Genomic DNA, 26,414 nt, shown 5'->3' on the forward strand with positions numbered 1-26,414 from the left:
ATAACTCCGCCCGGGGTCAGGGGAAGCTCCCCCTCAATTCATTTGTGCAACAGAGCCGTTTCCGCCCCCGGGGCGAATCAAGCTTCCCGCGGGTCTCCCGCGCGCTCGAGCGCGCTCAGCAAGTCCTGCGGGTGCAGCATCGCCTCGCGCACGCTTCGCGCCGTTTCGTACTGGTGCAGCACCGGGTGCATTCGCGAAGCGGTCGAGAGCGCCTCCCACACCGGGGCGAGCGCCTCGGGGTCCTGTGGGCCGCTGCGCAGGGATTCCCGGGCGAACGCGACGCTCGCGGGTTCGGCGAGCAGCATGGCCTTGCCGGCGGGGCTCAGCAGCGGCACCTGCGGTTCGGGCGGCGCCGTGCAGCAGTAGCCGACCGCTGGCGGCAGCGAATCGCCCGCCCGGGGCTGCAGCCTGCGGAGCGAGGCGCCGGAAAGGTGCACCACGCCCTCCGGGGACGCGAAGGCGTACTCCGCATCGGCATGCGCTTGCGCGAGCCGGTGCAGGCCGCGGACCAGGCGCGGGAAGTCGGACGCGGCGGCCGCCGGGGAGGCCTTGACCTCGGCGAGAAGCACGATCTCGGCCGCGCCGCCCGCCTGCGGCTGCCGCACGATCGCGGCATCCCACTCCTCCTTCGCCTTGTCCGTCGCGCCGGGGAAGCCGCCCGGGGTGCGCAAGCCCTGCACGACGCGGTAGCGGACCGGTACCGACTGCCGGCGGCCCAGCAGCTCGGCCATGGCCTGGAAGGCCTGCACGGTGCATGTCTCGGCGTCGGCGCCCAGCCGGGCTGCGGCGCGTCCCCTGGCGGCGGCGGCCTCGCTGCCCGCGAGCGGTCCGCGGCGCGCGCAGAGCGCGCGGTAGCGCTGCACCGCCTCGCGCGCGAGCAGGGCCTGCCCCCGCTCCAGCCGCTCGAGGCCCGGGCTGGCCCGGAGCGCCTCCAGCGCGGCGCGCAAGCACGCGTCCTCGAGCGACTCCTGCTGCGCAGTCAGCTGTCCGAGCGCCCGCTTCAGCCCGCTCCACGAGCCGGCTGCGGCGAGGGCGTGCAGGCGCGACAGCGCCTCCCGCATGGCGCCAGGCGCCATGCGGTGCAACTTGCCGGGATGGGCGATTGCGTCGATCGCCAGGCGGACGGCGCGCAGGTCGGCGGCGGCCTGCGCGGCCAGCCGTACATGCTCGTCGACCTCGGCCTCCTGCGCCCTCAGCACCAGCGCCTGGAAGGCCGGGTCGCCGCCCGAGGGGCGCAGCGCCGCGCCGATCAGCTGCGCGAGGGCCGCGATGAACAGTTGCCTCACTTCCGCGCCGGCCGGCGCCGCCTGCTGCCGTGCGACGCGCGCGGCCTCGATCGCGAAGGCGAGCGCGGTCTCCGCGTCGCGCGAGCCGGCCGCGCCGATGTCGACGGGCAGGGGCGGCATCCGGTAGCGGCGCGGTGCGGCACGCAGGGCCGCGAGAAGGAGGAGGTCGTCGTGCTGCAAGCCGGTGCGAAGGGATTCGGGAATGCGGTGGAGCGTCCGGCAGATGATAGGCCGGAGCCGCTCCTGCGGGGCAGCGCGGCTCCGGGGGCGAGCCGCCCGGGCGCCATGGCGTCGTCGGCGCCGCCACGGGCGCCGGACCGGCCTGCGGGTCCTCAGGCCACCAGCTTCCTCAGCGCCTCGACGAGGGCGGCCGCCTCGTCGGCCGCGGACGCGTCGATCTCGGACGCGAGCCGGCCCGAGAGGCCGGCGCGGCGGTAGCTCGCCCGGTGGCACAGCATCCCGAGGACGGGGAGCTCGTAGGCGGCCAGCGCCTCCCGCAGCATCGCCTCGTCCTCCCCGGCGTCGATGTCGCAGCCGACGAAGGCCGCGCGCGCCGGGCTGTTGGACTTCACGAAGCGCACGGTGGCCTGCAGGTTGACCAGGTCGCAGAAGGACGCCCTCACGGGAATCACGATCGCGTCGGCTGCAGCGAGCGTGGGCAGGATCGAGGGCTCGATCCCCGGCGGGCAGTCTGCCACCCAGTCCAGGCCGTCGTGCCGGGCAAGCGAATGCAGGGGCTGGCGGCGCCCGAGCCACTGCGTGGCGGTGGCCAGCGGATCGAGGTCGCGCAGCGGGACGCCGAGCAGCACCGAGAGCATCACCGCGACCGTCGTCTTGCCGGCGCCGCCCTTTTCGTTGTAGACCGCGATTCTCATTGCTGCTCCACAGGCCGACCGTGACCTTGGAGGCATTATCCGGCCGCCGCATGGCGATGCCGATCGGGCGTGCCGGGCTCTGCCAGGGGCCTTGCAGAGGGGAGGGGCCCGGAGCCGCCGCGGGGCCTCGCGTGCGTGGCCGAGCCTGCGGCGCGCTGTCGCCGGGCGCCTCAGCCCAGCAGCACGGCGTGCCGCCCGCGCAGCAGGGCAGCCATCTCGGGCGCCGGCACCGGCCGGCCGAACAGGTAGCCCTGGGCCTCGTCGCAGCCCATGGCGCGCAGCATCGCGGCCTGGCCCGGGGTCTCCACGCCCTCGGCCACCACGCTCAGCCCGAGCGCCTGTCCCATCGAGATGATGGCGCGCGCGATCGCCGCGTCGTCGGCGTCCTCCGCGAGGTCGCGCACGAAGGAGCGGTCGATCTTGAGGATGCTGACCGGGAAACGCTTGAGGTAGGCGAGGCTCGAGTAGCCGGTGCCGAAGTCGTCGATCGCGAGGCGCACGCCCATGCCGCGCAGCGCGGCGAGCGTGTCGCGCATCTGCCCGGGGTCCTGCATCATCACGCTCTCCGTGAACTCGATCTCCAGCCGGCGGCCGCTCAGCCCGCGGGACGCCAGGCAGTGGCGCACGTGCGCCAGCAGCCGCGCGGCGTCGCGCATCTGGCGGCCCGAAACGTTGACGGCCACCGGCACCGGCGGCAGCCCGGCGTCCTGCCAGGACCGCGCCTGCCGGCAGGCCTCGGCGATCACCCATTCGCCGATCGGCACGATGAGCCCGTTCTCCTCGGCCGCCGGGATGAAGCGGGCCGGCGGCACGAGTCCCTGCGACGGGGAGCGCCAGCGCAGCAGCGCCTCCATGCCGACGATCTCGCCGGAGGCCAGCGCCAGCCGCGGCTGGTAGTGCAGCTCGAACTCGCCCCGCTCCAGCGCGAGCCGCAGCGCGCCGGCGAGCGCGAGCTGCGTCCGCGCGTGCTCGCTCATGCTGCAGGCGTAGTGGCGGGACAGGTTGCCGCCCTCGTCCTTGGCGCGGTACATCGCGGTGTCGGCGTTCTTCAGCAGGCTGGCGAGGTCCTCGCCGTCGCGCGGGAAGAGGGCGACGCCGACGCTCGCGTTGACGAACAGCGTGTGCCCGTCGACGGTCACCGGCTGCTCGACGCAGCGCAGGATCTTGTCCGCGACGCGGTCCACGTCGGCCGGCCGCTTCAGCCCGCCCAGCAGCACGACGAACTCGTCGCCGCCGAGGCGGGTGACGGTGTCGGTTTCCCGCACCGTGCGGAGCAGCCGTGCCGCGACGACCTTGAGCAGCTCGTCGCCGAGGCCGTGGCCGAAGCTGTCGTTGATGTGCTTGAAGCGGTCGAGGTCGAGGAAGAGCAGGGCCAGCAGTTCGCCCGCGCGACGCGATTGCGCCGCCATGTGCTGCACCTTCTCGGCCAGCAGCACCCGGTTGGGCAGGCCGGTGAGCGCGTCGTGCGTGGCGAGGAACTCGATGCGCGCGGTGTGCTCCTCCAGGCGCTCGCGGTACTCGATGCTCGCCATCGCCTGCCGCGTGAGCGGCGCGAAGCGCTCCAGCGTGGCGACATGGTGCTTGTCGAAGAACGCGCGCCGCGAGTGGGTGAACACCAGCACGGAGCAGCGCGCGCCGGCGTGCAGCGGCACGTGCAGCGCCGAGCGCGGGCGCTGGTCCCCCGCGAGCGGCTGCGCCTGCCATTCCGGCACCGCGGCGACGTCGAACACGGCCACGGTCTTGCCGGACAGCACCCGCTGCAGCATCGCGGCCGGCTGCCAGCGCGTGCCGTCGAAGGCCGGGTGGGTGGACTCGGTGACCTCGAGCCCGCCCCCGGGGCACTCCTGCATTAGGAAGGCCTCCTCGAAGGGCGCGAAGCGCTGCAGCACGGCGGTGAGCGCCGCGAACACCTGGCGCTTGTTCTGCGCCTGCGTGAGCACGCGCAGGCCCTCGAGCAGCGTCTCGGTCTGCAGCCGCATCTGCCGCTCGTGATCGCGGGCGCGGCCGAGGTCGATCAGCGCCTCGCGCAGCTCCTCGGCGGAGCGGTTCTCGCCGGCGAAGGCGCCGCTCATCGCGCCCCCCGCGAGAACACCAGCGAGGAGATCATCAGGTTGCCGTGCACGCTCTGCCGCGAGGCCACGCTGCCCTGCTCGCCGAAGGTGAAGGTGCCGAGGAAGGGCCGACCGTCCAGCGACCGGTTCAGCCCCTCGACGACCCGGGCCATGTCGTCCCGCACGGTCAGCATGCAGCCGCCGCAGTACACCACCAGCGCGCCCTCGAGGTCGCCGCGCGGCAGGCTCTCGAACTCGAGCGCCGCGTCGGTGACCCGTGCGGCGCGCGTCAGCAGGCTGGCCGGCGAGCCCTGCATCAGCACCACCTCCTCGCCCGCCTCGACGCGGGTGAACAGGCTGAGTGCGCCGCCGGGAAGCACGGCGTCCGGGTGCGAGAGCTTGTAGACCGGGATGTGGCCCACGGTGCCCGCGACCCGCCCGAGCGGATACAGCGAGGTCGAGGGCAGGATGACGCCGCCGGCCAGTGCGTCGCGGATCAGGCCGCCGGTCCACTCGTCGTACACCTCGGCCGCGGGCCGCCCGTCGATGCGGTGCAGCACGCGGCCCTGCGCCTCGGTGATGCGGCCGCTGCAGTGCGTCGGCGAGTAGCCGCTCTGGAAGGAGGAGGCGCAGCGCAGTCCGGTGTAGAGGACCGTCACCACCACGCCGCTGCGCAGCCAGGCGTCGCGCGTCAGCAGGCTCCAGCGGCCGGCCACGCCGTTGTCGGCGCAAGTGCCGCCGAGCACCGGCACCGCGTCGCCGAGCACCTGGCGCAGGCCCTCCAGCACCTCCTCCTCCTGTCCCGGCGAGGCGCTGATCCACACCAGGTCCGGCAACTCCCCCGGCCGCCCGGCCTGCGCCAGGGCACGGTCGAGCGCGCCGATCGCGGCCTGCCGGGCGTCGGGCAGCAGCGGCCCGATCCCGACCCCGACCGAGGCCTCGGCATCGGCATCGGCCAGGCCCCACAGGCCGAGCGCGCGGCCGTCGTCGCCGTGGTAGCCCTCCTCGGTCATCACGCCGAGGCAGCTCGAGGCGCCGTGCACGCGCACCGACGCCGGCAAGGCCTCCAGGGCTGCGAGCAAGGCGTCGGGTTCGTAGGCCTCGGTGTGGCAGACGAGCAGCAGGGACGGGTCGGTGCCCAGCCGGGCACGAAGCCGCGCGTAGGCGCCGGCGAAGGCCGGCAGGGCCTGCTCATTGGTGCTCCACGCAGTGGCGATCCTCATCACGCTGTGTCGCGCCGGGCGGGCGCGTCCTTTTTCGTACGACTGATCGGATTTCGGCCCTGCAGATGCCAACTTGAATTTCAGGCACGAGTTTCCAGAATGCGGAATTGATGGATGAATCCGCTAGGGTTTGGCGGGAGGCGTGGTAAAAAAACTGAAATCTAGGAGATTAAGCAGAAAATAATGTGGTTAATGCTTAGGTTTGATTTCTGTCAATGAGGGAATAACCTGAAAGGATCAAGGCTCCGGTTCCCCGCTGAGGCCCGGCTCCATCTCTCCCGAGGGGACGCGTGCGGCTGCCGCCCTGACGCTGCTCGCCCCGCACGACGCGACCCGGCCCGATACTGGGCGTTCCGGGGCGTACCCGGGGGTGCAGCGGGGGTGAATCGATGGAAGCAGTGAAACCGGGTCCGGAGGCCGGCCGCAGGGCGGGCGAAGGAAAGGGGCTCCGTCCGACCGGGCCGCGAGGCCGTGACCCGGTGGCCGGCCATCCCCGGCCGTGCGCTGCGCGCGGCTGCCGGTAAGGCGGCTCGCCAAGCGTCCGATGGTCGCCGGGTTCTCAGTGCGCTTCGCCGGGCCTGCCGACGCCGCACCGATCGCGCGGATGTCCCGCGACTACATCGAGCACGGCCTGCCATGGGGATGGACGCGAGGACGCGTCATGCACGCGATCCGGGATCCGGACACGAACGTGGTGCTCGTCGAGGCGCAGGGGACGGTGGCGGGCTTCGGGATCATGAGCTACCGCGACGAGGAAGCGCACCTGCTGCTGCTCGCCGTGCGCCCGGAATGCCGTCGCCAGGGCATCGCAAGCGCCATCCTCGCCTGGCTCGAGCAGGCGGCGCGCGCCGCCGGTGCGGTGCGGATCCGCGTCGAGGCCCGGTGGCACAACGATGCCGCGCGCAGCTTCTACAGCGAGCACGGCTACCACGAGCGGGCCATCGGCAAGGGGATGTACGGCGCTGCCGTGGACGGCGTGCTGTTGGAGAAGTGGCTGCGCGTCGAGGGCTGAGCCGCTTGCCGGGCGACATTCTTGCTGCCCGGCTGGCAAGCGGCCCGCGGCGGGCCGCACGCGCAAGGAGCGGCAGAACTTGAACGATCACGTCCACGAGCAAGGCGGGGCAGCGCGGCAGCCGGAGGCCGGCCGATGAGCCCCCTGCGGCAGCTGCTGGGCATCGGGCGGCGCGGCGGCGTGCAGGTCTCTCCCTCCGGCGGCGCGGCGCCCGCCGGGGTGGTGCAGGTCTCGGGCATGCGGCTGGAGAGCGTCGAGGATGGACGACTGCGGCTGACGCTGGAGCAGCTCACGCTGCGCAACCTGCGGCTGCATGCCGGCGTCGCCGAGGTCGGCGTCGCGCAGCTCGTGCTTCACGAGGCCGTGGTCACGCTCGCGATGGCCGAGGCCGGCGCCGGCTTCGAGCTGCTCGGCCTCGTGGCCCGGGAAATCCGGCTGCAAGGCCTGCAGGCGGCGCTGTCGAGCGCGGCCGGCTGCCGGGTGCCGGCCGCCGGCGACTGGCGGCTCGACGCGCTCGGCGGCATGGAGGGCCGGCTGCACGCCTTCATCACCGACGCGGCCTGGATCATCGACGCCGGCGTCAACGTGCCGGTGCAGCAGGGGCAGGTGGACTTCAACCGCGTCACCGTCGAGCATGTCGGCCCCGACTCGTCGATGGGCGTGAGCCCGGCCGGCCTCTACGTCGACGCGCGGCACGGCGGCCGCAGCTTCCTGTTCCTTTTCACCGATGGGAAGGTTCCCGGCGCGAGCTTCGAGAAGCGCGCGGGCGGCCGCCCGCGCGGCGCCGTCACCGACCGGGGCCGGATCGACCTGCGGGCCTTCGCCGAGGGCCTGCTCGCCCGCGGCGGGGTGAAGTCGATCGGACGCAGCGCCGACCGGCACGTCGAGTCGACCGTCGACCGCACCCGCCTCGACGGCGAGCTGCGGCTCGGCGACGGCATGCTCGGCGCGGGGCCGCACCACCTGAGGCTGGAAGGGCAGGCGCAGGGCCGCAACCGCGTGCGGCTCTCCGCGGCGGTGCTCGGGCACAAGCTGATGCTGCACATGCCGGAGCTGGCGGCGGCCGACGCGGCCTTCGAGCTGCTCGGCATGGCGGCCCGCACCGGCGCGATCTCGGCCTGCGTCGAAGTGGAGGCGACCGAGCTGCGGGCGGATCCCGGGGCCGGCTGCGGACCGGCACTGCGCATCGACGTGGACGAGCTCACGGTGCGGGACGTGGTGCTCGGCGAGCCGCCGCAAGCGGCCTCCGGGGGATGAGGCGCGGGCCCGGGCGGACCGCGCGAGCGCGCGGTCTAATACCGGCTTTTCGCCGCAGGAGTCTTGCATGTTTCGCCGTTCGTCCCGTTCGCCGCTCCCCCGCTCGTGCGGCGCGGCGCGCTGCCTGGCCTTCGTCGCCGCTGCCGTGCTGGCACAGCCCGCCTCGGCAGGCCGCCCTCTGGTCACCGACGACGCCGGAGTCGTTCCGGCCGGCGCCTGCCAGCTCGAGCTGTTCTCGGAGCGGCTCCGGGACGAGCGCGCGAACTGGGCGGTGCCGGCCTGCAATCCCTTCGGGAACACCGAGATCGGCGTCGGCATCGGGCGCGGGCGGGACGAGGCGGGCGAGAGCCGCCGGCTGAGTTCCTGGCAGCTGAAGACCGTGCTGCGCGAGCACGAGGGCGAGCGCGCCGGGTTCGGGCTGATGCTGCTCGACCGGCGCGACCGCGCGGTTCACCGGGGCCGGCTGGGGGACACCGAGCTGAAGGGGCTCGCGACGCTGCCGCTGCGCGGCGAGGACCTTCTCGTCCATGCCAACCTGGGCTGGCTGCGCGAGCGCGACGGCGAAGCCGCCTCCCGCGGCAATGCCGCCACCTGGGCCACGGCGCTCGACTGGCAGATCGTTCCCGGTGTCCGCGGCTCGCTCGAAGGCTACGGCAGCAGCGGGGAGCGGCCCTCGGCGCAGTTCGGGCTCCGCCACGAGCTCGTTCCCGGTCATGTCCAGATCGATGCCAGCGTCGGTGCCCAATTCGGGCGCAGCCGCGAGAGCCGCTTCCTGACGATCGGCCTGGTGTTCGTCACGCCGTCCTTGCTGCGCTGAAGCAGGAAGGGCGGCGTGCCGCGCTGCGCCGCTGTCTCAGGAGACCTGGCCGGCGCCGCCCGCCTTCTGCGCCGCCTGCACGACGCGGCGCTCGCGCAGCGCGGTGCGCCGGCGCAGCTCGTACTCGTGGTCGACCTGCAGGCTGCCGAGCCCGTCCTCGGGCAGGATGCCGCAGCCGCAGTGCGGACAGGCGGGCGCGAGCTTGCGTCCGCGCCACAGCTGCTCGACCTTGCGCGTCGCCGACAACTGCAGCTCCGCCTCGCGCGCCTTGGCCAGCGCGGCGCGCTCCTGCTCCAGCCCGGCGAGCGCGCGGTTGTACTGCTCCGACAGCATCTCCAGCGCCCAGAACGCGGAGAGCTGGTCGCCGCACTTGACGCACCGCACGACATGGCCGTTGGCGTCGAGGCTGATCTCCGTGTGGTCGCACGCCTTCGGCGCCCTCGCGGTGTTCCTGGCCTGGCGCCGGACGGTCCATTCGCCGATTTGGATGATGTTGCTCATAGAGGTACGTCGGTCTGGTGGAAAGACAAGCGATCTCCTGCGCCGCGGCCCGTCGCGAACCGGTTCCCGCGCGCAGATGCAGTATCGGCGCCGCGCCATGCGCCGCGGCATTGCAGGCACGGTGGCGGCGACAACTACTGTATATCCATACAGTGTACGGCACGCCGGGGCGGCCTGCTTGCGGAAATTGGCGGGGCGCAGAGTCGCCAAGGTAGGTTCGGGTGCACAAATGCAGGCGTAATGTAACCGCCTGAAACCCATGATCGAGGGGGTTCGGCGGACAAAGCGAATACCTTGATCTGGCGCAATCCGGTTCGATTTTCTTGCCGGGGAGGCGCGGATCGTCCGCGCGTCTCCCGGCGCCGCCGGCGCCTCCGCAGCAACGCAGGACGTGCCTCAGTAGTTCTCCCAGAGCCCGGGTGTCGCCAGTTCCACGAGGTGCTGGTCCGGATCGCGGAAGTAGAGGCTGTGACCGCCCTTGGGCCAGCGCACCTCGCCCTCGATCGCGATGCCGTGTGCCGCGAGCCGCGCACGCCAGGGCTCGAGCTGCACGGCGGCGATGGCGAAGGCGTAGTGCAGCCGTCCCGGGCCGTCGTGCGGCGGGATCGTTCCGCCGGGCAGCGGGGCCGGCACCTCCGTCGTGCCGCGCTGGAACAGCAGCAGCACGCTCGCCGGCCCCACCGGATAGGCGGCGAGCCGCGCATCGACGAACATCGGCCGCAGGCCGAGCACGCGCTCGTAGAAGGCGCGCGCGCGCTCCATGTCGTCGACATAGAGCCCGGTCTCCAGGATGCCGCCGAGCGGCGGCGCAGGGGCATCGCTCATGGTCCCGACCTCCATCACGGGCAGGGGACTCGCACCGGGGCGAGCCCGCAGCCGATGGTGCGCCTCGTGCGCCGAGGCGGCAGCCGCGGGGCGAGTTCCCGTCTTCCCGCAAGGGTTCTGTTGACAGCGGCGCCGGGGCAGGGAAAAAGGGATCGATGGACAGTAAAAAGACGCCAGGCCGCCGGCCTTTCCACCTCCCGGGCGCACTTGCCCTTGCGGCGGCACGCCGCCCCGCCGGCTGGGGCCCGCCGTGCGCGCGGGTGCTGCTGCTTGCCGCGGCCCTGCACGCCTGCGGCGCCGCGGCGCAGCCGGGCGGGGAGGAGCTGGTGCGGCGCATCAACGACTACCGCGAGGCGCCGCAGCGCTGCGAGGGCCGGCAGCGCGAGGCGGTGGGCCCGCTCACGGCTGCGCCGCTGCTCTCCCAGGTGGACGCAGACTCGGCCGCGCAGCTCCAGGCGGCCTTGAAGCAGCGCGGCTACCTCGCCTCGCAGCTGCAGGTGGTGCGCCTGTCGGGCCCGGCGGACGCGGCCTCGGTGATGGCGATGCTGGAGGAGCGGCACTGTCGCCTGCTGTCGAGCCCGGCCTTCTCCGAGGTCGGCGTGGCGCGCTCGGGTCGCAGCTGGCGCGTGGTGTTCGCTCAGCCGCTGCTGGCCGCCGAGATCGGCGAGTGGGAGCAGGCCGGACGCCGGGTGCTGGAACTGGTGAACGCGGCGCGCGCCAAGCCGCGCCGCTGCGGTGGCGAAAGCTTCGCCGCGGCGAAGCCGCTCGCCTGGAACGCGCGGCTCGGCGCGGCGGCCCTCGCGCACAGCCGCGACATGGCGCAGAAGAGCTACCTCGGCCACCGCGGCTCCGACGGCAGCCAGGTCGGCGTCCGGGCCGAGCGCCAAGGCTATCGCTGGGGCCGCATCGGCGAGAACGTGGCGTCGGGGCAGGGCGACGCGGAGAAGGCCGTGTCGGGCTGGCTCGCGAGCCCGCCGCACTGCCGCAACATCATGGAACCCGGCTTCACCGAGATGGGCGCAGCCTACGCGGTGAACCCGCGCAGCGACCAGTCGATCTACTGGACCCAGGTGTTCGGCGCCCCGCTCTGACCCTTGGGCCGCGACGCCGAGGGCGCGGGCCGGGCGCGCCTTGCGGCTTGTGCATCCCGAATACCGGCACAGGCTGAAGCCCGGGAGCCTCCGGACTCGTCAGCAATGCACCCGGGGGGCGGCCTCGACCGGCTCCGGCGCGGCCGCGTGCATCGGCAGCGGGGCGTAGATGCGTTCGAGATAGCGCCTGAGGATGGCCTGCTCGGTGCGGACCCTCAGGTTCGGTTCGCAGGTGAAGCGCAGAACCAGGGACGCGCTCTTCGCATCGTTCAGTTCGTACAGCACGCGTGGCCGGGCCGAGGGCAGGTCGACGTGCTCGGACAGCTCCACGGCCTCGAACTGCCGGCTCGCCTCCTCGATCCAGGAGGCGCATTCGGCCTCGGCGGCCTCGAGCAGTTGCCGGGAGTGCTCGAGAACCTCCTCGACCCGGGGAACCTGCACGCGCACGAGGAACATCGAGAAGCGGCCGGTCGCGCTCAGGTTCCGGACAGGCGTGGTCAGGAAGGTGGCGTTCGGTACCGCGGTCAGCCGACCGGTGATCTGGTTGGCTTCCCCGCTTTGCGCGATCACCACCGTGAACGGGTTGATGCCGACGACCTGTCCCCGCAGCCCGCCGTCACCCACCTCGATGAAGTCCCCGATGTTGATGTGCCGGGTCAGGGTCAGGTAGACGGCGCCGAGCAGGCAGCCGACCAGCTCCTTGGACACCACCAGGATGGCGGCCGCGATCGCCGCCACGGACAGCGCGAAGCTCGCGAGCTTGCTGGCCCACAGCGAGAACACCAGCGTGGCGCCCACGGTCCAGCACAGGTTCTTGGCCCAGGCCGACCAGACACGCCGCTGCGGCAGCGACTCCCCGCGCTTCTGGATCTGCCGCTGCAGCAGGAGATTGGTGCCCGTGGCGGCCAGCACCAGGACCAGGGTCAGGAAGACGCGTTCCAGTTCGTTCTCGAGCGAGGCGGGAAGGGAGACAAGGGAATGGAGATCCATCGCCGGTGGGTGGCAGGTTGAAGCGGTTGATCCTGTCGGGAGGCCGGGGCCCCGGGCAGCCGACCTCGGAGCGCGCGTGACGAAGGCCCGCCTCCCGGGTTCGGGCGGCCGGCGAGGGTTGGCCATTCCCGGCATGCGGCAAGGCGCGGCAGCGAGGCCGCGAGCCGGGCTCCCCGGCCGCCGCAGTCGCCGGCACGCTAGTGTACGTAGTGTGCCGGCAAGGGCCTCGGTCGCCACGGCCGGGCTTCGGCCGTGCGCTCATCCCGGAGCCGGAGCCGGAGCCGGGGCAGGAGGTCGTGGGTCCGGGGCAAGGCCCCGGGCCTGCCTGCTTCGGTCCTGAACGGGGTGGCGAAATCCGCCCCACCGCCGCGGCAGGTGCCGCAACAGGGCCTGCGCTCAGGCAGCGTTGGCTACCTTGGCCGGCAGCACGGTCGCAGCGCATTCGCCGAAGCCAATGCGCTTCGCTCCCGGGCGCTCGCACCAGGCGCGCAGGATCAGCGTGTCGCCGTCCTCGATGAAGGTGCGCATCTCGCCGTTGGGCAGCGGGATCGGCTGCTTGCCGCCCTGGCTGAGCTCGAGCAGCGAGCCGCCTTGGCTGGCGTCGGGGCCCGACTGCGTGCCCGAGCCGAGCAGGTCGCCCGGCTGCAGGTTGCAGCCGTTGACGCTGTGGTGCGTGACCATCTGCGCCAGCGTCCAGTAGGCGTCGCGGAAGTTCGAGCTCATCAGCTTGACCGCCTGCTCGCCGGCCTCGCGCATCCTCGCGGTCTGGATCCACACCTCCAGCGTGATCTCCACGCCGCCGTGCGAGCTGTTCTCCGGCGAGCTGAGATAGGGCAGCGGCTGCGGGTCGCCCTCGGGATGCGCGAAGGGCGCGCGGAAGGGCGCGAGCGCCTCCATCGTCACCACCCAGGGCGAGATGGTCGTCGCGAAGTTCTTCGCCAGGAAGGGACCGAGCGGCTGGTACTCCCAGGCCTGCAGGTCGCGCGCCGACCAGTCGTTGAGCAGCGTCACGCCGAAGAGGTGCTCCTCGGCCCGCTCCATCGGGATCGGCTCGCCGAGCTCGTTGCCTGGGCCGACGAAGACGCCCAGCTCCAGCTCGTGATCGAGCCGCTTGCTCGGGCCGAACTCGGGCGTGTCGCCCGCGCCCTTGGTCTGGCCGACCGGGCGGCGGAAGCCGTGACCGCTGACGCGGATCGAGGAGCTGCGGCCGTGGTAGCCGATCGGCACCCACTTGTAGTTCGGCAGCAGCGGGTTGTCGGGGCGGAACAGCTTGCCCACCGTCGTCGCGTGGTGGATGCCGGTGTAGAAATCGGTGTAGTCGCCGATGCGGCAGGGCAGGGCGTATTCGACCTGCGACTGCGGCACGAGGCAGGACTGCAGCGCGGCCTGGGCGGCGCTGCCGCTGCGCAGCGCTTCCGACAGTGCCCGGCGCAGCGCGACGCGGGCGCTGCGGCCCTTGCCCATCAGCGCGTTGAGCGTGCCGTCCCCGGTGCCCTCGAGCGCCGCGGCGGCCTCGCCCGCGAGCACGCCGGCTTCGCGCGCGGCCAGCAGGTCCACCACCTGGTCGCCGATGGCCGCTCCGGGGCGGAAGGCCTCGCTGCTGCCGGCCCGCCTAAAGATGGCCAGCGGCAGGTTCTGGATCGGGAACTCGCTGCCCGGCTCGTTGGCCGAGGCGACCCAGCTCGTCAGCGCGGCGTCGTGGCTGTCGTCGATGCGTGCAAAGGATGCGCTGCTCATGTTCATGCCTTCTTGTTGTTGAAGCGGTCCTGCAGATCCTGCCAGCAGTCGGCGTATTGGGTGTCGAGCGTGCCGCAGCCGAGCGCGAACTCGGTCGGGAGGAAACGGTAGCGGCTCTCGAACATGAAGGCCAGCGTGTTGTCGAGCTTGTGCGGTGCGAGCGGCGCGTTCGTCGCGCGCTCGAAGGCCTCGGCGTCCGGTCCGTGCGGCACCATGCAGTTGTGCAGCGAGGCGCCGCCGGGCTTGAAGCCCTCCGGCTTGGCGTCGTACTGGCCGTAGACGAGCCCCATGAACTCGCTCATCAGGTTGCGGTGGTACCAGGGCGGACGGAAGGTGTCCTCGGCCACCATCCAGCGCGGCGGGAAGATCACGAAGTCGCAGTTCGCCGTCCCCGGCGTGTCGCTCGGCGCGGTCAGCACCGTGAAGATCGACGGATCGGGATGGTCGAAGCTGATCGAGCCGATCGTCATGAAGTGGGCGGTGTCGTACTTGTACGGCGCGAGGTTGCCGTGCCAGGCGACGACGTTGAAGGGCGTCTGCCGTGCCGGCGCGATCCAAAGGCGGCCGCCGTACTTCTTCACCAGCTCGTACTCGCCGGCGTTGGTCTCGTAGGCGGCCACCGGTGCCTGGAAGTCGCGCGCATTGGCGAGACCGTTGGAGCCGATCGGACCCAGCTCGGGCAGGCGGAACATCGCGCCGTAGTTCTCGCAGACGTAGCCGCGCGAGGCGCCGTCGGGCAGCGCGACCTTGAACGCGATGCCGCGCGGCAGCAGCACGAACTCGCCCGGCTTAACGTCGAGCACGCCCATCTCGGTCGTGACGACCAGCCGCCCCTGCTGCGGCAGCACCAGCATCTCGCCGTCGGCGTTGATGAAGGCACGCCGTTCCATCGAGCGGTTGGCCACAAACACGTGTGCGGCCATGCCGGTCTGCGCCTCGGGGTCGCCGTTGACGACCACGGTGCGCAGGCCCTCGACGAAGTCGGTCGGCTCGGTCGGAATCGGGAAGGGGTTCCAGCGCAGCGGCTCGGGCGCCGTGCCGGCCACGCCCTCGCGGGCCCCGGTGCACAGCAGCGGCTGCTCGAGCGGGCGGTAGGCGCCGGCCACGACCGAGGGCCGGGCGCGGTAGAGCCAGCAGCGGCGGTTCTCGGCGCGCGGCGCGGTGAAGGCGGTGCCCGACAGCAGCTCGGGGTAGAGGTCGAGCGGGGCGCGCTGCGGGCTGTTGCGGCCCTGCGGCAAGGCGCCTGCGACGGCCTCGGTCACGTGCTCGTTGCCGAAGCCGCTCATGTAGCGGCGGGGGGTGTCGGTCATGGCAATGGGCTCCTCGGGAATCAGGCGGTGACGGGGCGCAGCGTGGCGGTGTGCAGCGTGTTGGCGCGCGCCAGCTCCAGCGCCTCCTGCAGCACGGCCTGGCGGCCGATGTGATTGGCCAGCAGCAGCACGAGCTTGGCGTTGAGCTCGTGGCTCTGCGCGGTGCTCAGCTCGCGGTGCGCCTCGATCAGCGCCTCGTAGAAGTCGTCGCCGGCCTCGAAGTTCGGCGCAGTGATCAGGGTGGATGGGGTGCTCATGCGCTCACCTTTTCAGTCAGTTCGTGGCCGAGCGCGCGGGCGAGTGCCGTGCGCAGCTCGTCGGCGGTGGGGGCGCGCCAGCGCGCGCAGACATGCTGGTCCGGGCGCAGCAGCACGACCGTGCCGGGCGTGGCGTCGTAGCGCTGCGCGAGCAGGCCCTCCACGTCCTCGAGGACGGTGACGCCGTCGGGCGCCGGGCCGGTCTCTCCGGCAGCGCGCACCAGCAGCGCCTCGACAGGCACCGGGCTGCCGCCTTGCAGCGCAGCCAGCCGTTCGGGCGTCTGCGGGCCGTCGAAGATCACGGCCTGGAAGCGGTTGCCGGTGTGGCGCAGGAACCAGCCGGTGCGGCCCTGCGCGTCACGCACCGGCGCGTCGGCCGCCGGGGCGCCGGGCACCATCAGGCCTTTGAACGCGTCGCGCTCGGGCGTGTTGAGCATCGAGCCGTGCAGGGTCGACGGCACCGACAGGCGCCCGCTGTTGACCAGGCGCCGTGCGAAGTCGAAGTCGCGCGCCAGGTCGAGCGTCGCGTCGCGGAACAGGCGCGAGATCTCGCTCTTCGGCGTGATGAAGTCGGTGGCGCGGGTCGAGTTGCGGATGTTCTCGTCGGCGGCGTACTCGCGCTCGCGGGCATAAGAGTCGATCAGCGCGTCCGGCGCCTGGCCGCGCAGCACCGCGAGCAGCTTCCAGCCGAGGTTGTCGGAATCCTGCACGCCGGAGTTGGCGCCGCGCGCGCCGAAGGGCGAGACGCCGTGCGCCGAGTCGCCGGCGAACAGCACCCGGCCGTGGCGGAAGCTGTCCATGCGCAGGCAGGCAAAGGTGTAGACGCTCGCCCACTCGAGCGTGAACTCGGCGTCGCGGCCGAGCAGCGCCTTCACGCGCGGGATGATGTTCTCCGGGCGCTTCTCCACCTCGGGGTCGGCATCCCAGCCCAGTTGAAAATCGATGCGCCAGACGCCGTCGGGCTGCATGTGCAGCAGCACCGACTGGTTGGGATGGAAGGGCGGGTCGAACCAGAACCAGCGCTCGGCGGGGAAGTCGGCCTTCATCTTCACGTCGGCGATCAGGAAGCGGTCGCGGAAGATGCGGCCCTTGCTCTCCTGGCCGATGAAGTTGCGCACCGGCGAGCGGGCGCCGTCGCAGGCGACGAGCCAGTCGGCGCGCAGCTGGTAGGGACCCTCGGGCGTGTCGATGCTCAGCAGCACGCCGTCGCCGTCCTGCGTCACGCCGCTGACCGCGTTGCGCCAGCGCAGGTCGATGTTCGGCAGCTCCATCGCGCGCTCGGCGAGGTAGCCCTCGGCGTAGTACTGCTGCAGGTTGATGAAGGCCGGGCGCTCGTGGCCGCGCTCGGGCAGCAGGTCGAAGCGGTAGACGAGCTGGTCCTTGAAGTGGACCTTGCCGACCTGCCAGGACACGCCCTTGGCGACGGCGCGCTCGCCGATGCCGAGGCGGTCCCAGATCTCGAGCGTGCGCTTGGCGAAGCAGATCGCGCGCGAGCCGGTCGAGAGCCGGCAGTCGTTGTCGAGCAGCACCACGCGCTGGCCCTGCTGTGCGAGGTCGATCGCGAGGCTCAGGCCGACCGGGCCGGCGCCGACGATCACGACCGGGTGGCGCGCCGGCCCGGCGGCGTCCTGGTCGGGATGGCGGGTGTAGGGGAATTCGATGGCCTGGTAATCGCGATCGGGGTTCGCGCGGTCGGGCGCCGCGCCGGCGGGAAGGTCGCTGGGTTTCATCTGCTCATGTCTCCTGATGGCTGGACTGCTGCCATCCCGGCAACGCTGGGCACCCGGCCGACGGGCCGGGGCTGCCCTGTTCTTTGAGGGCCGCGGTGCCGATGAACACCGCGGCTTGTGCTCCGGCCCCGCCGTCGTCAGCGCGGGTCCGGGCGGGCGGGGCGGCTCAGCCCTCCAGCGCATCCCACATCTGGCGGTCGCGCTCGGCGGTCCAGATGCGCGGGTCCGGGTACTGCGTCGCCTCGTCGTAGGCACGCGTCACGTCGAAGGGCATGCAGTGGTTGAAGATCACCCACTGGCCGTACTTCGGCTGCAGCGTCTTGAAGGTTTCCTCATAGACGGCGCGCAGCTCCTTGCCCTCGGCGGCGCCCTTCTTGACGCTCTCGAACAGCTCGCTCACGAACGCCTTCGTGCCGGCCAGGCCCTCCGCGACCTGCTCCGCACCCTGAAGCGCGGGGCCGCGCCCCGGCACCAGGGCCTGGGGCTTGAGCGCGGCGATGTTGTCCAGCGTCTGCGGCCAGTCCTGGAAGTAGGCGTCGCCGGCGTAGGGCGTGGCGTCGAACTCGACCAGGTCGCCCGAGAACAGCACCTTGTCCTGCGGCAGCCACACGACGGTGTCGCCCTTGGTGTGGCCGCGGCCGAGCTGGATCAGCTGGACCTCGAGCTTGCCGAGCCACAGCGTCATCTTGCCGGTGAAGGTGAGGGTGGGCCAGGTGAGGCCGGGCGGCACCGACTCGACGTTGCGGAACAGGCGCGGGAAGCGGCCGATCTCGCTGGCCTTGTCCTGCTCGCCGCGCTCGACGATCAGGTCGTAGGTGTCCTGGCTGGCGATGATGTGCTCCGGCTGGTAGGCCGAGGCGCCGAGCACGCGCACCGCGTGGTAGTGGCTGAGCGTGACGTACTTGATCGGCTTGTCGGTGACCTCGCGGATGCGGCGGATCACGTCCTGCGCCATCACGGGCGTGGCCTGCGTGTCGATCACCATCACCGCGTCGTCGCCGATCACGATGCCGGTGTTGGGGTCGCCTTCGGCGGTGTAGGCCCAGGCGTGCTCGGACAGCTGGGTGAAGCTGACCTTCTTCTCTTCGAGGTCCGCGGCGGAGGCGAAGACTTTGGGCTGCTGGCTCATGGTGGAAGCGTCCTGTCAGTGGGAAATGGATGGAGGCATTCTAGGAGCTGGGTTCGCGTCTTGCAAATTAATTAGCGTATTGCAAATCTCGGCGGAAGGGTTGTCGCCCTCTCGACAGCCGGAACCGGGGGGGGGGAGGAGGGAACTGGCGGGTGGCGGTCATCACTGCCCGGCGCTCCGGGCAGTCGACCTTCCCTCCGGCCGGACTCCTGCGAGGGTCAGGGCGCTTCCGGGGAGGTTCTTTCGCGACGAGGAGGGTGCTCCCGGGAGGGCGCAGCGCTTGTGGCCACGCGGCGGGGAGCCCGCGAATCGAAGCGGGCCGCCGGGGACGCGGCCCGGTCTCCGGGGCAGGCCGGCTGCGCCCCGGGGAATCGGGGACAGCGTTTCGATGCCGGCGAGGGGGCTTCGCTCAGAAGGCGGTGGCCAGGCGCAGCTGGACGCCCTCGGTCGCCGGGCCCGAACGAACCTGGATGTCCTTGGCGTACTGCGCCTGAATCTGCCACGCGTCCGTCATCTGCCAGGCCCAGGTCAGCATCAGGTTGGTGTCGTTCCGCGAGCGCAGGGTGACCGCGCCGTCGACCGTCTCTTTCATGCCGGCGGTCTGGCGCACGCTGAACGCCAGCCGGCTCGCGTCGGACAGGTGGTAGCTCAGGTGGGCGAAACCCCGCGCCATCGGCTCGCGCCTGGCGCCGGTGCTGTCGTCACGCGTGTAGGCCTCGAACTGCCCGATGAGGTCCAGGGACCAGCGGGGTGCCAGCCTGCGCACATGTCCGAACTCCAGGTCCAGCGCATAGCGGTCTTCGCTGACGAAGAGCCCCTCGGCCTGCTTGCGTCCGCTGGGCAGCGACAGGTAGGCGGCGACGCCGGTGTGGACGCCGCTTGCGTCGTCGGACTGCGGCCACAGCGTGGCGCCCAGTGCGAGGTTGCCGATGCCGGATTCCCGATAGGCGGCGGAGCTCACGCGCTGGCGGCCGGACGGAACGATGAGTTCGAGGTCCGCAGGCATGCCGTTCCAGCGGAAGTAATGCATGCCGCGCAGCACCGCCACGTCGAGACGCAGCCCCAGGTCGTCCTGCACCCGCTCATTGCCGTCGTAGACCTTGTCGCCCTTGAAGTGCTGGGCATAGAGGGCCAGCACGGTGGTGCCGGCTGGCGCGGGGATGTAGTCGCCCGGGTCCGGCATCCCGGCGGCGTGGCTCAGGGCGGCGGTGGTGAGGGCTGCTGCGGCGGTCGCGATGCGCAGCCAGGCAATGGAGTGGTGGGTGTTCATGGAGGCAGAAAGGAGAAGCGCATGAAGGGGGAGGCGGCGGACGCCGGGGGGCGGCCTTCCCTGCGATTTCCGCCGGGTCGTGCCGGCCCCCCGGTCGGAACCCGCATCGGTTCCATGGAGCCTGCCCGGCGCGCTGCGGCGAGCAGCGCGCCGGGCACTCGGCAGGGGACTCAGTCGCCCATCGGGACCCGGCGCAGCGAAGGCGTCGAGTCGAAGAAGTTCCAGGGCTTGAGCAGCACGTGGACCCATTCCGTGGGCATGATCGGCCACTCCTCGGCACGGGCCACGTGCGTGGTGCCGGTCGTCAGCCACACCACGTTGTCGACGTTGACGATCGACTGGTCGTCCTGCGTGAACTGCCCGAGGCCCGTGTCCTTGCTGGAGCGGTTCGGGTACTTGCCCTCGGGGAACTGCTCCTCGGCGTTGTAGCGGGTGACCCAGAGCTGGCGGTCCATGAAGCTCAGCCGGTTGTAGATCCACTCGTCCTTGCTGAAGTTGGCCCCCTTGGCGATCGGGTGCGTGCCTCCGGCATACGGGATGACTTGGTAGGACACCGGGTTGCCCATCCGGTTGAGCTTGCTCGGATTGCTCAGCAGCCGGATCGTCGAGGGGTCGAACTTCTGGGCCGCCTGCTTCTCCGTCTTCACCGTGCGCTCCACCGTCTGCATGGTGCTGGTGCGGGGGCCGCCGCGGGTGTTGGGCGCCACCACCGGGTCGATCTCGGTCAGCGAGTTCGCCTCGCCGTCGACGTCGAGGTCGAGCCGGAAGTTGTAGATGTGCTGGTGCGTGGTGCCGACGATGTTGTGGTCGATCAGCGTGCCGTAGCGGGTGTCCTCGGCCGCCGTGGCGTCCTGCATCGTGCGCGTCTTCACGCCCTTGACCGCCTCGATCCCGGTGGCGCCGGCGTTGATGCCGATGGTGCCGTTCTCCGAGAACACCCAGTCGAAGATGTAGTCGTAGTTGCCGACGGTGCTGATCCAGCGCACCACCAATTCCCGCCGCTCGGTGCTGACGTTGGGCTTGCCCATCTCCTGGTGCTTGTACTCGGGCCCGGCGTAGCGCTCGAACACCGCGATCGCGTTCGGGATCTTCGTCGGCTTGCCGGCGTAGTCGGCGAGCACCGCGTCCAGCATCACCGCGTTCGCCGGCGCGTCCGTCCCGCGCTCGATGGGGGAGGTCAGCGTTCCCATGCCGTACTCGCCGGAGTCGAGATAGGCCTTGAAGTACCAGCCCGCGTCGGGGTCGCCGTAGGGAACGATCATGCCGCCCAGAGAGCCTTCGTACATTACCTTGCGCTTCGTGCCCTTGTCGTTGTAGGTGACGGTGGACAGGACCAGGCCGACGCGCGAGTCGAGCCTCAGGTGGAAGTTCCAGTGGCCCCAGCGCAGGGTGTTGCCGCTGATCGTGTAGTTCTTGCCCTCCGGTTCGCTGATCTCCAGCGGCTTGGGCGCCGGGCGCTCGGCCAGCTCGCGCCCGTCGTAGGAATTGGGCTTCATCGGGATCGGGACCACGCCGTGATCCTCGACGCGGACGACCTTCTTCTGCACCAGGTCGACCACCGCGACCAGGTTCTCGATCGGGTGCGCCCAGTAGCTGCCGTCGCCGACGTCGAGGTAGCTCACCACCTTCAGCAGGCGGTCCTCCTGGCGCAGCTCGTCCTTGCCGTCGAAGTAGCCGACGGTCAGCGGCGTGGCGACCACCTTCCTGACGTCGGTGATGCCGCGCTTGGCCAGCGCGCCCGCGAACTCGGGGCTCGCCTCGATGGCCTCCTGCACCGAGGCGAAGTCGTCCACGAGCACCATGCCGTGCGCGCCCTCGATCGCCTTCCAGCTGGCGACGGTGCGGGTCCCGAGGTCCACCGTGCCCTCGACGACCGACTTGCCGTCGAGGATGACGAAGGAGGCCTGCCGGGGGGCCGCGACCGGCTGCCCGGTCATGGCGAAGTTCCAGACCTGTTCCTTGGGCGGCGTCTTCAGCGAGATCTCGGTGAAGCGGTAGCCCGGCCGGTAGCGGCCGCTGGCCTTGAGCACGTCCACCGTGGCCTGGATCTCCTCGGCGGTGAGGGGGTTCAGGGGACTGGGCGTGCGCTCGATGACGAAGGTCTTGTCCAGTCCGGACTGGAAGACCTGGTTGATGAACTGCTCGGACACGAAGGGCTGGCCGCTGCGCATCGTCACCGGGACGTCGAGTTGCAGCGGCTGGCCGTTGACCAGCGCGGACCGGGAGCCGGGCTTCACGCGCACCAGCGTGCTGTTGCGCGAGATCGTGTAGACCTGCGAGAAGGCGTCCCAGCGCAGGCTGGCGCCGAAGTCCTCCAGTGTCTTCTTCATCGGCACCATCTTCGCGGGCGCCCCGTGCGCCAGGGCGGCAGGAGCGGTCAAGCCGAGGGCGGCACCGACGGCGAGGGCCAGGGCGGTGTTGCGGAGGCGCTGCGCGGAGCGCCGGGTACGGGGAGTCTTCGGGGACATCGGATCTCTCGGTGGATGAGGCGGGAAGCGGTGGGGTATGGGTTTCCGGATGCCGGGCAGGCCCTGCCTGCGCCGTGATCTGGAAGCCTGCAAACCTTGCGGAGTTGCTGCGGGTGCGGCCGGTCTCAGGCCTTCTTCACGCTGATGACCTGGGGGCGGGTGACGGCCTTGAGCCCGTCGATGCCGAACTCCAGGCCCCAGCCCGAGCCCTTGACGCCGCCGAAGGGCACCATCGGATGGATGGCTCCGTGCTGGTTGATCCACACCGTGCCGGCCTGGATCCGCGTGGCGACGGCGCGTGCCGCCTCCACGTCGCTGCCCCACACGGAAGCGCCCAGCCCGGTGTCGAGCCGGTTGGCGGCCGCGATGGCCTCCTCGACCTCGCGGTAGCGGACGATCGGCAGCACCGGGCCGAACTGCTCCTCGTCGACCAGCGATGCGCCGTCCCGGATGTCCGTCACCAGCGTGACCGGGTAGAAGTGGCCCGGGCCGCCGGGGGGCGTGCCGCCGCAGACGATCGTCGCGCCTGCCGCGCGGGCCTCGTCGACCAGCCGGCGGACCTTGTCGAACTGCATGCGGTTCTGGATCGGGCCCATGACCGTGCCGGGCTGCATGCCGTCGCCCATCGGCATGGCCTCGGCCAGCGCCTTGAGCTCGGCCACGACCGCGTCGTGCAGGGCGTCCGGCACGTACAGCCGCTTGGCGCAGGCGCAGGTCTGGCCCATGTTGAGGAAAGCACCCCAGAACAGGCCCATGGCGATTGCCTTGGGATCCGCATCGGGCAGCACGATCGCGGCGTCGTTGCCCCCCAGCTCCATCGTCGTGGGCGTCAGGTGACGGGCCGCCGTGGCGGCGATGCGCGCGCCGGTGGTGCTCGACCCGGTGAAGCTGATCTTGTCCACCCGCGGGTCGTCCACCAGCCAGCCGCCCACCTCGCCGCCACCGCTGACGGTGTTGAGCACTCCGGGCGGCAGGATCTCGGCGATCAGGCGCACCATCTCCAGCGTCCCGATGCTGGTGTATTCGGAAGGCTTGAGCACCACCGTGTTGCCCACGCGCAGGGACGGGATGATCTTCCAGATGGCGATCAGCAGCGGCCAGTTCCAGGGCGTGATCGCCGCCACGACGCCGCAGGGCCGGCGGTGCACCTCGTCGCGGCGCGTCTCGTCCTCGAAGGCGAGCTCGACGGGCAGGTCCAGGCTCGCGGGCACCCGCGTCCAGACCTCGCAGCCCCAGAGCTCGAAGCGCGAGCCCGGCACCTGGTCCGGCCCGATGCCGCCCAGCGGCTTGCCCTGCTCGCGCGTGACCCAGGTGGCCAGGTACTCGGCGTTGGCCTTGAGCACGTCGGCCACCTGCATCAGCAAGTCCTTGCGCTCGGCGTCCGGCCGTGCCGCCCATGCGGGCTGGGCGGCCTTCGCTGCAGCGACGGCCCGGGCCACCTCCTCGGCGCTGGAGTTCGGCACCCGGCCCAGCACTTCGCCGGTGGCCGGGTTGCGGGACTCGAAGCTGGTGGCCGACGACACGGCGCGGCCGTCGCAGGTGTTGGTGAAGGTCTGCATCGCGAGAGTCTCCTGACGGGTTCTGGAAGGGAGATGCCGCAGCGGTGAATGCCTCGCCCCCGGCCTTCGGCGGCGGGGGACGGCGTGCGGCAGTGAACGCAATCTAGGAGGGCTGCAGGGCGGACCGTTATCCGGATTCTGCAAATCGTCGCGAGGCCTGCAGGCGTCGGTGGGGGCATGACGCGAGCGGTCCGACCGCCGCGGTCTCTCGACTCAATTGATCAGGGTTAACTCGCTGGCATGCCACGCGTGGTAGCGGCATGCTGCGACGCCGTCGTGGCATGGAAGGTGCATCCGGGCCGCGGCTCCGTCTCCGCAGACGTTTTCTGCCCATGTTCACCCCCCTCTTCGACGAACTGAACTCCAACCCGGGGCGCCAAGGCTCGTGTGTGGTGCGCTACACGCGCACCGGCGACCTCGAGGAGCACACCCAGCAGCTGCTCGACTGGCAGCTCGAGTACGACCAACTCGATTGCGGCCGCTTCGAGGGCGACTTTCTCGACGTCCGGCTGCCTGGCATGCAGTTGTTCATGGAGCGCACCAGCCGCTGCCTGCTCCAGCATGGCGTGCTCGGCGCGGGTTCGGTGGGCATGGCGGTCATGCTGGGCGGGCAGGGCAGCCTGATCATCAACGGCGTGCGTCCCGGGCATCACGGCCTGGCCGCCGTCTACGATGGCGAGCTGGTGATGACGACGCCCGCGCAGTGCTCGCTCGCTGGCGTGGTCCTGGACGAGCAGCTGTTGCAGGAGGCGGCGCACGAGCTGCTGGGCCGGCCGCTGGACATCCGCCGCGGTCAGGTGACGGGACTGCTGGCCGACGGCGAGCATGTGGAACGGATGCTGGCGACGCTGCGTTCCGGCATCCTGCAGGCCCTCACGCGGCCGGACGCGTTCGAGGTCGACGTCCAGGCGCGTTCCGACATGCGCGACGAGCTGCTGGCGCACCTGGTGGGCATGCTCGCCGACGCCCGGGACACCGATGCCGAAGGTCGCGCCAGCCAGCGCAAGTGGCTGGTGGACCGGGCCTGCGCGCTGATGATGTCCCGCCCCCACGAGCCGCCCTCGCTCGAGGAGGTCTGCACCGAGATCGGCGTGAGCCTTCGCAAGCTCAACTATTGCTTCCAGGACGTGCTGGGCCTGTCCCCCCATCGCTACGCCCGCACGGTCCGGCTCAATGCGGCGCGGCGCGAGCTGCGCCGCTGCGGGGACGAGCGCCGCAGCGTTCATGACGTTGCGGCCCGCTGGGGCTTCTGGCATCTGGGGCACTTCTCCACCGACTACAAGCGCCACTTCTGCGAGCTGCCGTCGCAAAGCCTGGATCGTGCACGCATGACGTCGCGGGCGGCGCAAGCTCGGCACATGAGCGTGCCGGGAGAGGCGCTGCTTTCATAGGAGGTGGACCGCGCGCGTTCCGTCACGCGCTCGCCGCCTGGGGACCCCCCGTCGAGCGGCGGCGGATCCTTCCTCGCTTCGCCCGGCCTGCGGGCCCGCTGCCGGGAATCCTGGGTTGAACGCTCCGGGCCTGCTGCTGTTAGCATGCGCGCCATGATTTCCCTGTCCCGCGCTTGCCAGTATTACGCCTACCGCACCTCGCGGCGGTAGGGCTTGCGCGCAACCCGGTCCGCCTGAGGCGGACCGGCTCACCTGTTCCGGCGGTCACCTCGGGCGTTCCTCACATCGAAGGAGACCCCGATGTCCCAGTCCCATGTGTCCGACCTCCTCCACCTGCTGGAAGAGCGAGGCTTCGTCCATCAATGCACCGACCCCGATGGCCTGCGCCAGGCACTGGCCGCCGGGGCGCTGACGGCCTACCTCGGCTTCGACGCGACCGCTGACAGCCTGCATGTCGGCCATCTGCAAGGGCTGATGCTGATGCGCTGGCTCCAGCGCGCGGGCCACCGGCCGCTGCTGCTGATCGGGGGCGCGACCACCCGCATCGGCGACCCGAGCTTCCGCGACAGCAGCCGGCCCGTGCTCGACCAGGGGACGATCGACGCGAACATCGCCGGCATCCGCAGCGCGTTCGACCGCTACCTCGGCAGCGGCGAGCACGGCCCGGCGGCCCTGGTGGTCGACAACGCGCAGTGGCTGGACGGTCTCGGCTACCTGGAGTTCCTCGACCGCGTCGGCCGCCATTTCAGCGTCAAGCGGCTGCTGACCTACGACGCGATCCGCACCCGGCTCGAGCATTCGCTGTCCTTCCTGGAGTTCGGCTACACGCTGCTGCAGGCCTTCGACTTCGTCGAGCTCGCGCGCCGACACGGCTGCACGCTGCAGGTCGGCGGCGCCGACCAGTGGGCCAACATCATCAACGGGGTGGATCTGGGGCGCCGGGAGGGATCGCAACTCTTCGGCCTGACGATGCCGCTGCTGGCCACCAGCGACGGACGCAAGATGGGCAAGTCGGCCTCCGGGGCCGTGTGGCTGAACGCCGACCGGCTCGCGCCCTTCGACTTCTGGCAGTTCTGGCGCAACGTGGACGACCGCGACGTGGGGCGCTTTCTCGCGCTGTTCACCGAGCTGCCCATGGAGGAGATTCGCCGCCTGGACGCGCTCGAAGGGGCGGAGCGCAACGAGGCCAAGCAAGTTCTCGCGCACGAGGCGACCCGCCTCGCCCATGGAGAAGAGGCCGCCCGCATGGCTGCGCAGGCGGCGCGGGGCCTCTTCGGCAGCGAAGGCCATACCGATGCGCTGCCTGCGTTCATGCTGAGCAACGAGCGTCTTCTCGCCGGCGTCACCCTTGCGGAACTCGCCGTGGAGTGCGGGCTGGCGACGTCCCGCAGTGCCGCTCGCCGACTGGCGCAGGGCGGCGGGCTGCGACTCGACGGCAAGCCGGTGGACACAGCGGACCAGCCGCTGCCGGCCGGCGCGGGCGAGTGGTTGCTGTCGGCGGGGCGCAAGCAGCATGCGCGGATTGCCTTGGCCGATCCGGAGGGACGGGGCTGAGGAAGCCGGGAAGGGCGGGACGGCGAAGCCGCGGTTCCTGTGACGCCGGATGCCTTGCGGGAGCGCGGCCGGCAAGGCAGC

General features: G+C 71.4%; 21 protein-coding genes. 6 read left to right on the plus strand and 15 right to left on the minus strand.

The annotated features are described in order from the left end of the window. Positions 1-77: 77 nt before the first annotated feature. The 4 genes from D3A59_RS01700 to D3A59_RS01715 form a co-directional block, all read right to left on the minus strand. Complete coding sequence (locus tag D3A59_RS01700; protein WP_240635887.1) at positions 78-1,406, minus strand: hypothetical protein; 1,329 nt, start codon at positions 1,404-1,406, stop codon at positions 78-80. A gap of 212 nt (positions 1,407-1,618) precedes the next feature. Continuing rightward, on the minus strand, positions 1,619-2,161 hold the full coding sequence (locus D3A59_RS01705; RefSeq protein ID WP_119153210.1) for a nucleotide-binding protein: 543 nt from the start codon (positions 2,159-2,161) through the stop codon (positions 1,619-1,621). A 170-nt stretch (positions 2,162-2,331) separates the two neighbouring features. Beyond that, on the minus strand, positions 2,332-4,233 hold the full coding sequence (locus tag D3A59_RS01710) for a putative bifunctional diguanylate cyclase/phosphodiesterase (protein WP_119153211.1): 1,902 nt from the start codon (positions 4,231-4,233) through the stop codon (positions 2,332-2,334). Continuing rightward, positions 4,230-5,435 carry an FIST signal transduction protein gene (locus D3A59_RS01715; RefSeq protein ID WP_119153212.1) on the minus strand — a complete coding sequence of 402 codons (1,206 nt, stop codon included), beginning with the start codon at positions 5,433-5,435 and terminating at the stop codon, positions 4,230-4,232. The genes D3A59_RS01710 and D3A59_RS01715 overlap by 4 nt, the downstream gene beginning before the upstream one ends. 604 nt (positions 5,436-6,039) lie before the next feature. Here D3A59_RS01715 and D3A59_RS01720 point away from each other — a divergent pair. The 3 genes from D3A59_RS01720 to D3A59_RS01730 all read left to right on the plus strand — a co-directional run bounded on the left by D3A59_RS01720 (position 6,040) and on the right by D3A59_RS01730 (position 8,521). Then, positions 6,040-6,447, plus strand: coding sequence for a GNAT family N-acetyltransferase (locus D3A59_RS01720; RefSeq protein ID WP_157991349.1), 408 nt, complete (start codon positions 6,040-6,042; stop codon positions 6,445-6,447). Positions 6,448-6,582: 135 nt separating this feature from the next. Then, positions 6,583-7,704 carry a hypothetical protein gene (locus D3A59_RS01725; RefSeq protein ID WP_119153214.1) on the plus strand — a complete coding sequence of 374 codons (1,122 nt, stop codon included), beginning with the start codon at positions 6,583-6,585 and terminating at the stop codon, positions 7,702-7,704. Positions 7,705-7,771: 67 nt separating this feature from the next. Beyond that, a complete protein-coding gene (locus tag D3A59_RS01730; protein ID WP_119153215.1) occupies positions 7,772-8,521 on the plus strand; it encodes a hypothetical protein in 750 nt (249 codons plus the stop codon). A 36-nt stretch (positions 8,522-8,557) separates the two neighbouring features. Here D3A59_RS01730 and D3A59_RS01735 read toward each other — a convergent pair whose 3' ends face one another. Together D3A59_RS01735 and D3A59_RS01740 are read right to left on the minus strand one after the other, a co-directional pair. Next, positions 8,558-9,022, minus strand: coding sequence for a hypothetical protein (locus tag D3A59_RS01735; RefSeq protein WP_119153216.1), 465 nt, complete (start codon positions 9,020-9,022; stop codon positions 8,558-8,560). A 396-nt stretch (positions 9,023-9,418) separates the two neighbouring features. Continuing rightward, entirely contained in the window at positions 9,419-9,847 is a 429-nt protein-coding gene (locus D3A59_RS01740; protein ID WP_119153217.1) for a VOC family protein, read from the minus strand. 260 nt (positions 9,848-10,107) lie between these two features. Between D3A59_RS01740 and D3A59_RS01745 the strand changes: the two genes are divergently transcribed. Continuing rightward, complete coding sequence (locus D3A59_RS01745; RefSeq protein WP_205665073.1) at positions 10,108-10,938, plus strand: CAP domain-containing protein; 831 nt, start codon at positions 10,108-10,110, stop codon at positions 10,936-10,938. 99 nt (positions 10,939-11,037) lie between these two features. On the opposite strand, the gene D3A59_RS01750 is transcribed toward D3A59_RS01745, so the two are convergent. From D3A59_RS01750 to D3A59_RS01790, 9 genes are all read right to left on the minus strand, one after another. After that, the gene (locus tag D3A59_RS01750) at positions 11,038-11,928 is read right to left on the minus strand and encodes a mechanosensitive ion channel family protein (protein ID WP_157991350.1); all 891 of its coding nucleotides are present in this window, start codon (positions 11,926-11,928) and stop codon (positions 11,038-11,040) included. A gap of 396 nt (positions 11,929-12,324) precedes the next feature. Beyond that, the gene (fahA, locus tag D3A59_RS01755) at positions 12,325-13,665 is read right to left on the minus strand and encodes a fumarylacetoacetase (protein ID WP_119153220.1); all 1,341 of its coding nucleotides are present in this window, start codon (positions 13,663-13,665) and stop codon (positions 12,325-12,327) included. 2 nt (positions 13,666-13,667) lie between these two features. Beyond that, positions 13,668-14,975, minus strand: coding sequence for a homogentisate 1,2-dioxygenase (hmgA, locus tag D3A59_RS01760; RefSeq protein WP_119153221.1), 1,308 nt, complete (start codon positions 14,973-14,975; stop codon positions 13,668-13,670). A gap of 20 nt (positions 14,976-14,995) precedes the next feature. Next, positions 14,996-15,232 carry a DUF2783 domain-containing protein gene (locus tag D3A59_RS01765; RefSeq protein ID WP_119153222.1) on the minus strand — a complete coding sequence of 79 codons (237 nt, stop codon included), beginning with the start codon at positions 15,230-15,232 and terminating at the stop codon, positions 14,996-14,998. Beyond that, entirely contained in the window at positions 15,229-16,962 is a 1,734-nt protein-coding gene (locus D3A59_RS01770) for an FAD-dependent oxidoreductase (protein WP_119153223.1), read from the minus strand. The genes D3A59_RS01765 and D3A59_RS01770 overlap by 4 nt, the downstream gene beginning before the upstream one ends. Before the next feature lie 166 nt (positions 16,963-17,128). Beyond that, positions 17,129-18,091 carry an MBL fold metallo-hydrolase gene (locus tag D3A59_RS01775; protein WP_119153224.1) on the minus strand — a complete coding sequence of 321 codons (963 nt, stop codon included), beginning with the start codon at positions 18,089-18,091 and terminating at the stop codon, positions 17,129-17,131. A 409-nt stretch (positions 18,092-18,500) separates the two neighbouring features. Beyond that, entirely contained in the window at positions 18,501-19,361 is an 861-nt protein-coding gene (locus D3A59_RS01780) for a transporter (RefSeq protein WP_157991351.1), read from the minus strand. Positions 19,362-19,531: 170 nt separating this feature from the next. Beyond that, positions 19,532-21,829, minus strand: a complete 2,298-nt coding sequence (tynA, locus tag D3A59_RS01785) for a primary-amine oxidase (RefSeq protein WP_119153226.1) — start codon at positions 21,827-21,829, stop codon at positions 19,532-19,534. A 125-nt stretch (positions 21,830-21,954) separates the two neighbouring features. Next, positions 21,955-23,388, minus strand: a complete 1,434-nt coding sequence (locus D3A59_RS01790) for an aldehyde dehydrogenase family protein (protein WP_119153227.1) — start codon at positions 23,386-23,388, stop codon at positions 21,955-21,957. A gap of 332 nt (positions 23,389-23,720) precedes the next feature. On the opposite strand from D3A59_RS01790, the gene D3A59_RS01795 reads away from it, so the two are divergent. Together D3A59_RS01795 and tyrS are read left to right on the plus strand one after the other, a co-directional pair. Continuing rightward, entirely contained in the window at positions 23,721-24,779 is a 1,059-nt protein-coding gene (locus tag D3A59_RS01795) for a helix-turn-helix domain-containing protein (protein WP_157991352.1), read from the plus strand. Between the two features lie 300 nt (positions 24,780-25,079). Continuing rightward, positions 25,080-26,333, plus strand: coding sequence for a tyrosine--tRNA ligase (tyrS, locus tag D3A59_RS01800; RefSeq protein ID WP_119153229.1), 1,254 nt, complete (start codon positions 25,080-25,082; stop codon positions 26,331-26,333). The last annotated feature ends 81 nt before the right edge of the window (positions 26,334-26,414 follow it).

Origin of the sequence: Caldimonas tepidiphila (genome assembly GCF_003569765.1) — a bacterium.
In the GTDB taxonomy this organism is placed as follows: Bacteria; Pseudomonadota; Gammaproteobacteria; order Burkholderiales; family Burkholderiaceae_C; genus Caldimonas; species Caldimonas tepidiphila.

What these genes read in the sequence shown, in the direction of transcription:
- D3A59_RS01715 (WP_119153212.1), bottom strand. Translation starts at nt 5,435, where the DNA reads ATGAGGATCGCCACTGCGTGGAGCACCAATGAGCAGGCCCTGCCGGCC.
- D3A59_RS01700 (WP_240635887.1), bottom strand. Translation starts at nt 1,406, where the DNA reads ATGCCGCCCCTGCCCGTCGACATCGGCGCGGCCGGCTCGCGCGACGCG.
- hmgA (WP_119153221.1), bottom strand. Translation starts at nt 14,975, where the DNA reads ATGACCGACACCCCCCGCCGCTACATGAGCGGCTTCGGCAACGAGCAC.
- D3A59_RS01705 (WP_119153210.1), bottom strand. Translation starts at nt 2,161, where the DNA reads ATGAGAATCGCGGTCTACAACGAAAAGGGCGGCGCCGGCAAGACGACG.
- D3A59_RS01735 (WP_119153216.1), bottom strand. Translation starts at nt 9,022, where the DNA reads ATGAGCAACATCATCCAAATCGGCGAATGGACCGTCCGGCGCCAGGCC.
- tyrS (WP_119153229.1), top strand. Translation starts at nt 25,080, where the DNA reads ATGTCCCAGTCCCATGTGTCCGACCTCCTCCACCTGCTGGAAGAGCGA.
- D3A59_RS01790 (WP_119153227.1), bottom strand. Translation starts at nt 23,388, where the DNA reads ATGCAGACCTTCACCAACACCTGCGACGGCCGCGCCGTGTCGTCGGCC.
- tynA (WP_119153226.1), bottom strand. Translation starts at nt 21,829, where the DNA reads ATGTCCCCGAAGACTCCCCGTACCCGGCGCTCCGCGCAGCGCCTCCGC.
- D3A59_RS01725 (WP_119153214.1), top strand. Translation starts at nt 6,583, where the DNA reads ATGAGCCCCCTGCGGCAGCTGCTGGGCATCGGGCGGCGCGGCGGCGTG.
- D3A59_RS01720 (WP_157991349.1), top strand. Translation starts at nt 6,040, where the DNA reads ATGTCCCGCGACTACATCGAGCACGGCCTGCCATGGGGATGGACGCGA.
- D3A59_RS01770 (WP_119153223.1), bottom strand. Translation starts at nt 16,962, where the DNA reads ATGAAACCCAGCGACCTTCCCGCCGGCGCGGCGCCCGACCGCGCGAAC.
- D3A59_RS01750 (WP_157991350.1), bottom strand. Translation starts at nt 11,928, where the DNA reads ATGGATCTCCATTCCCTTGTCTCCCTTCCCGCCTCGCTCGAGAACGAA.
- D3A59_RS01740 (WP_119153217.1), bottom strand. Translation starts at nt 9,847, where the DNA reads ATGAGCGATGCCCCTGCGCCGCCGCTCGGCGGCATCCTGGAGACCGGG.
- fahA (WP_119153220.1), bottom strand. Translation starts at nt 13,665, where the DNA reads ATGAGCAGCGCATCCTTTGCACGCATCGACGACAGCCACGACGCCGCG.
- D3A59_RS01730 (WP_119153215.1), top strand. Translation starts at nt 7,772, where the DNA reads ATGTTTCGCCGTTCGTCCCGTTCGCCGCTCCCCCGCTCGTGCGGCGCG.
- D3A59_RS01795 (WP_157991352.1), top strand. Translation starts at nt 23,721, where the DNA reads ATGTTCACCCCCCTCTTCGACGAACTGAACTCCAACCCGGGGCGCCAA.
- D3A59_RS01780 (WP_157991351.1), bottom strand. Translation starts at nt 19,361, where the DNA reads ATGAACACCCACCACTCCATTGCCTGGCTGCGCATCGCGACCGCCGCA.
- D3A59_RS01775 (WP_119153224.1), bottom strand. Translation starts at nt 18,091, where the DNA reads ATGAGCCAGCAGCCCAAAGTCTTCGCCTCCGCCGCGGACCTCGAAGAG.
- D3A59_RS01710 (WP_119153211.1), bottom strand. Translation starts at nt 4,233, where the DNA reads ATGAGCGGCGCCTTCGCCGGCGAGAACCGCTCCGCCGAGGAGCTGCGC.
- D3A59_RS01765 (WP_119153222.1), bottom strand. Translation starts at nt 15,232, where the DNA reads ATGAGCACCCCATCCACCCTGATCACTGCGCCGAACTTCGAGGCCGGC.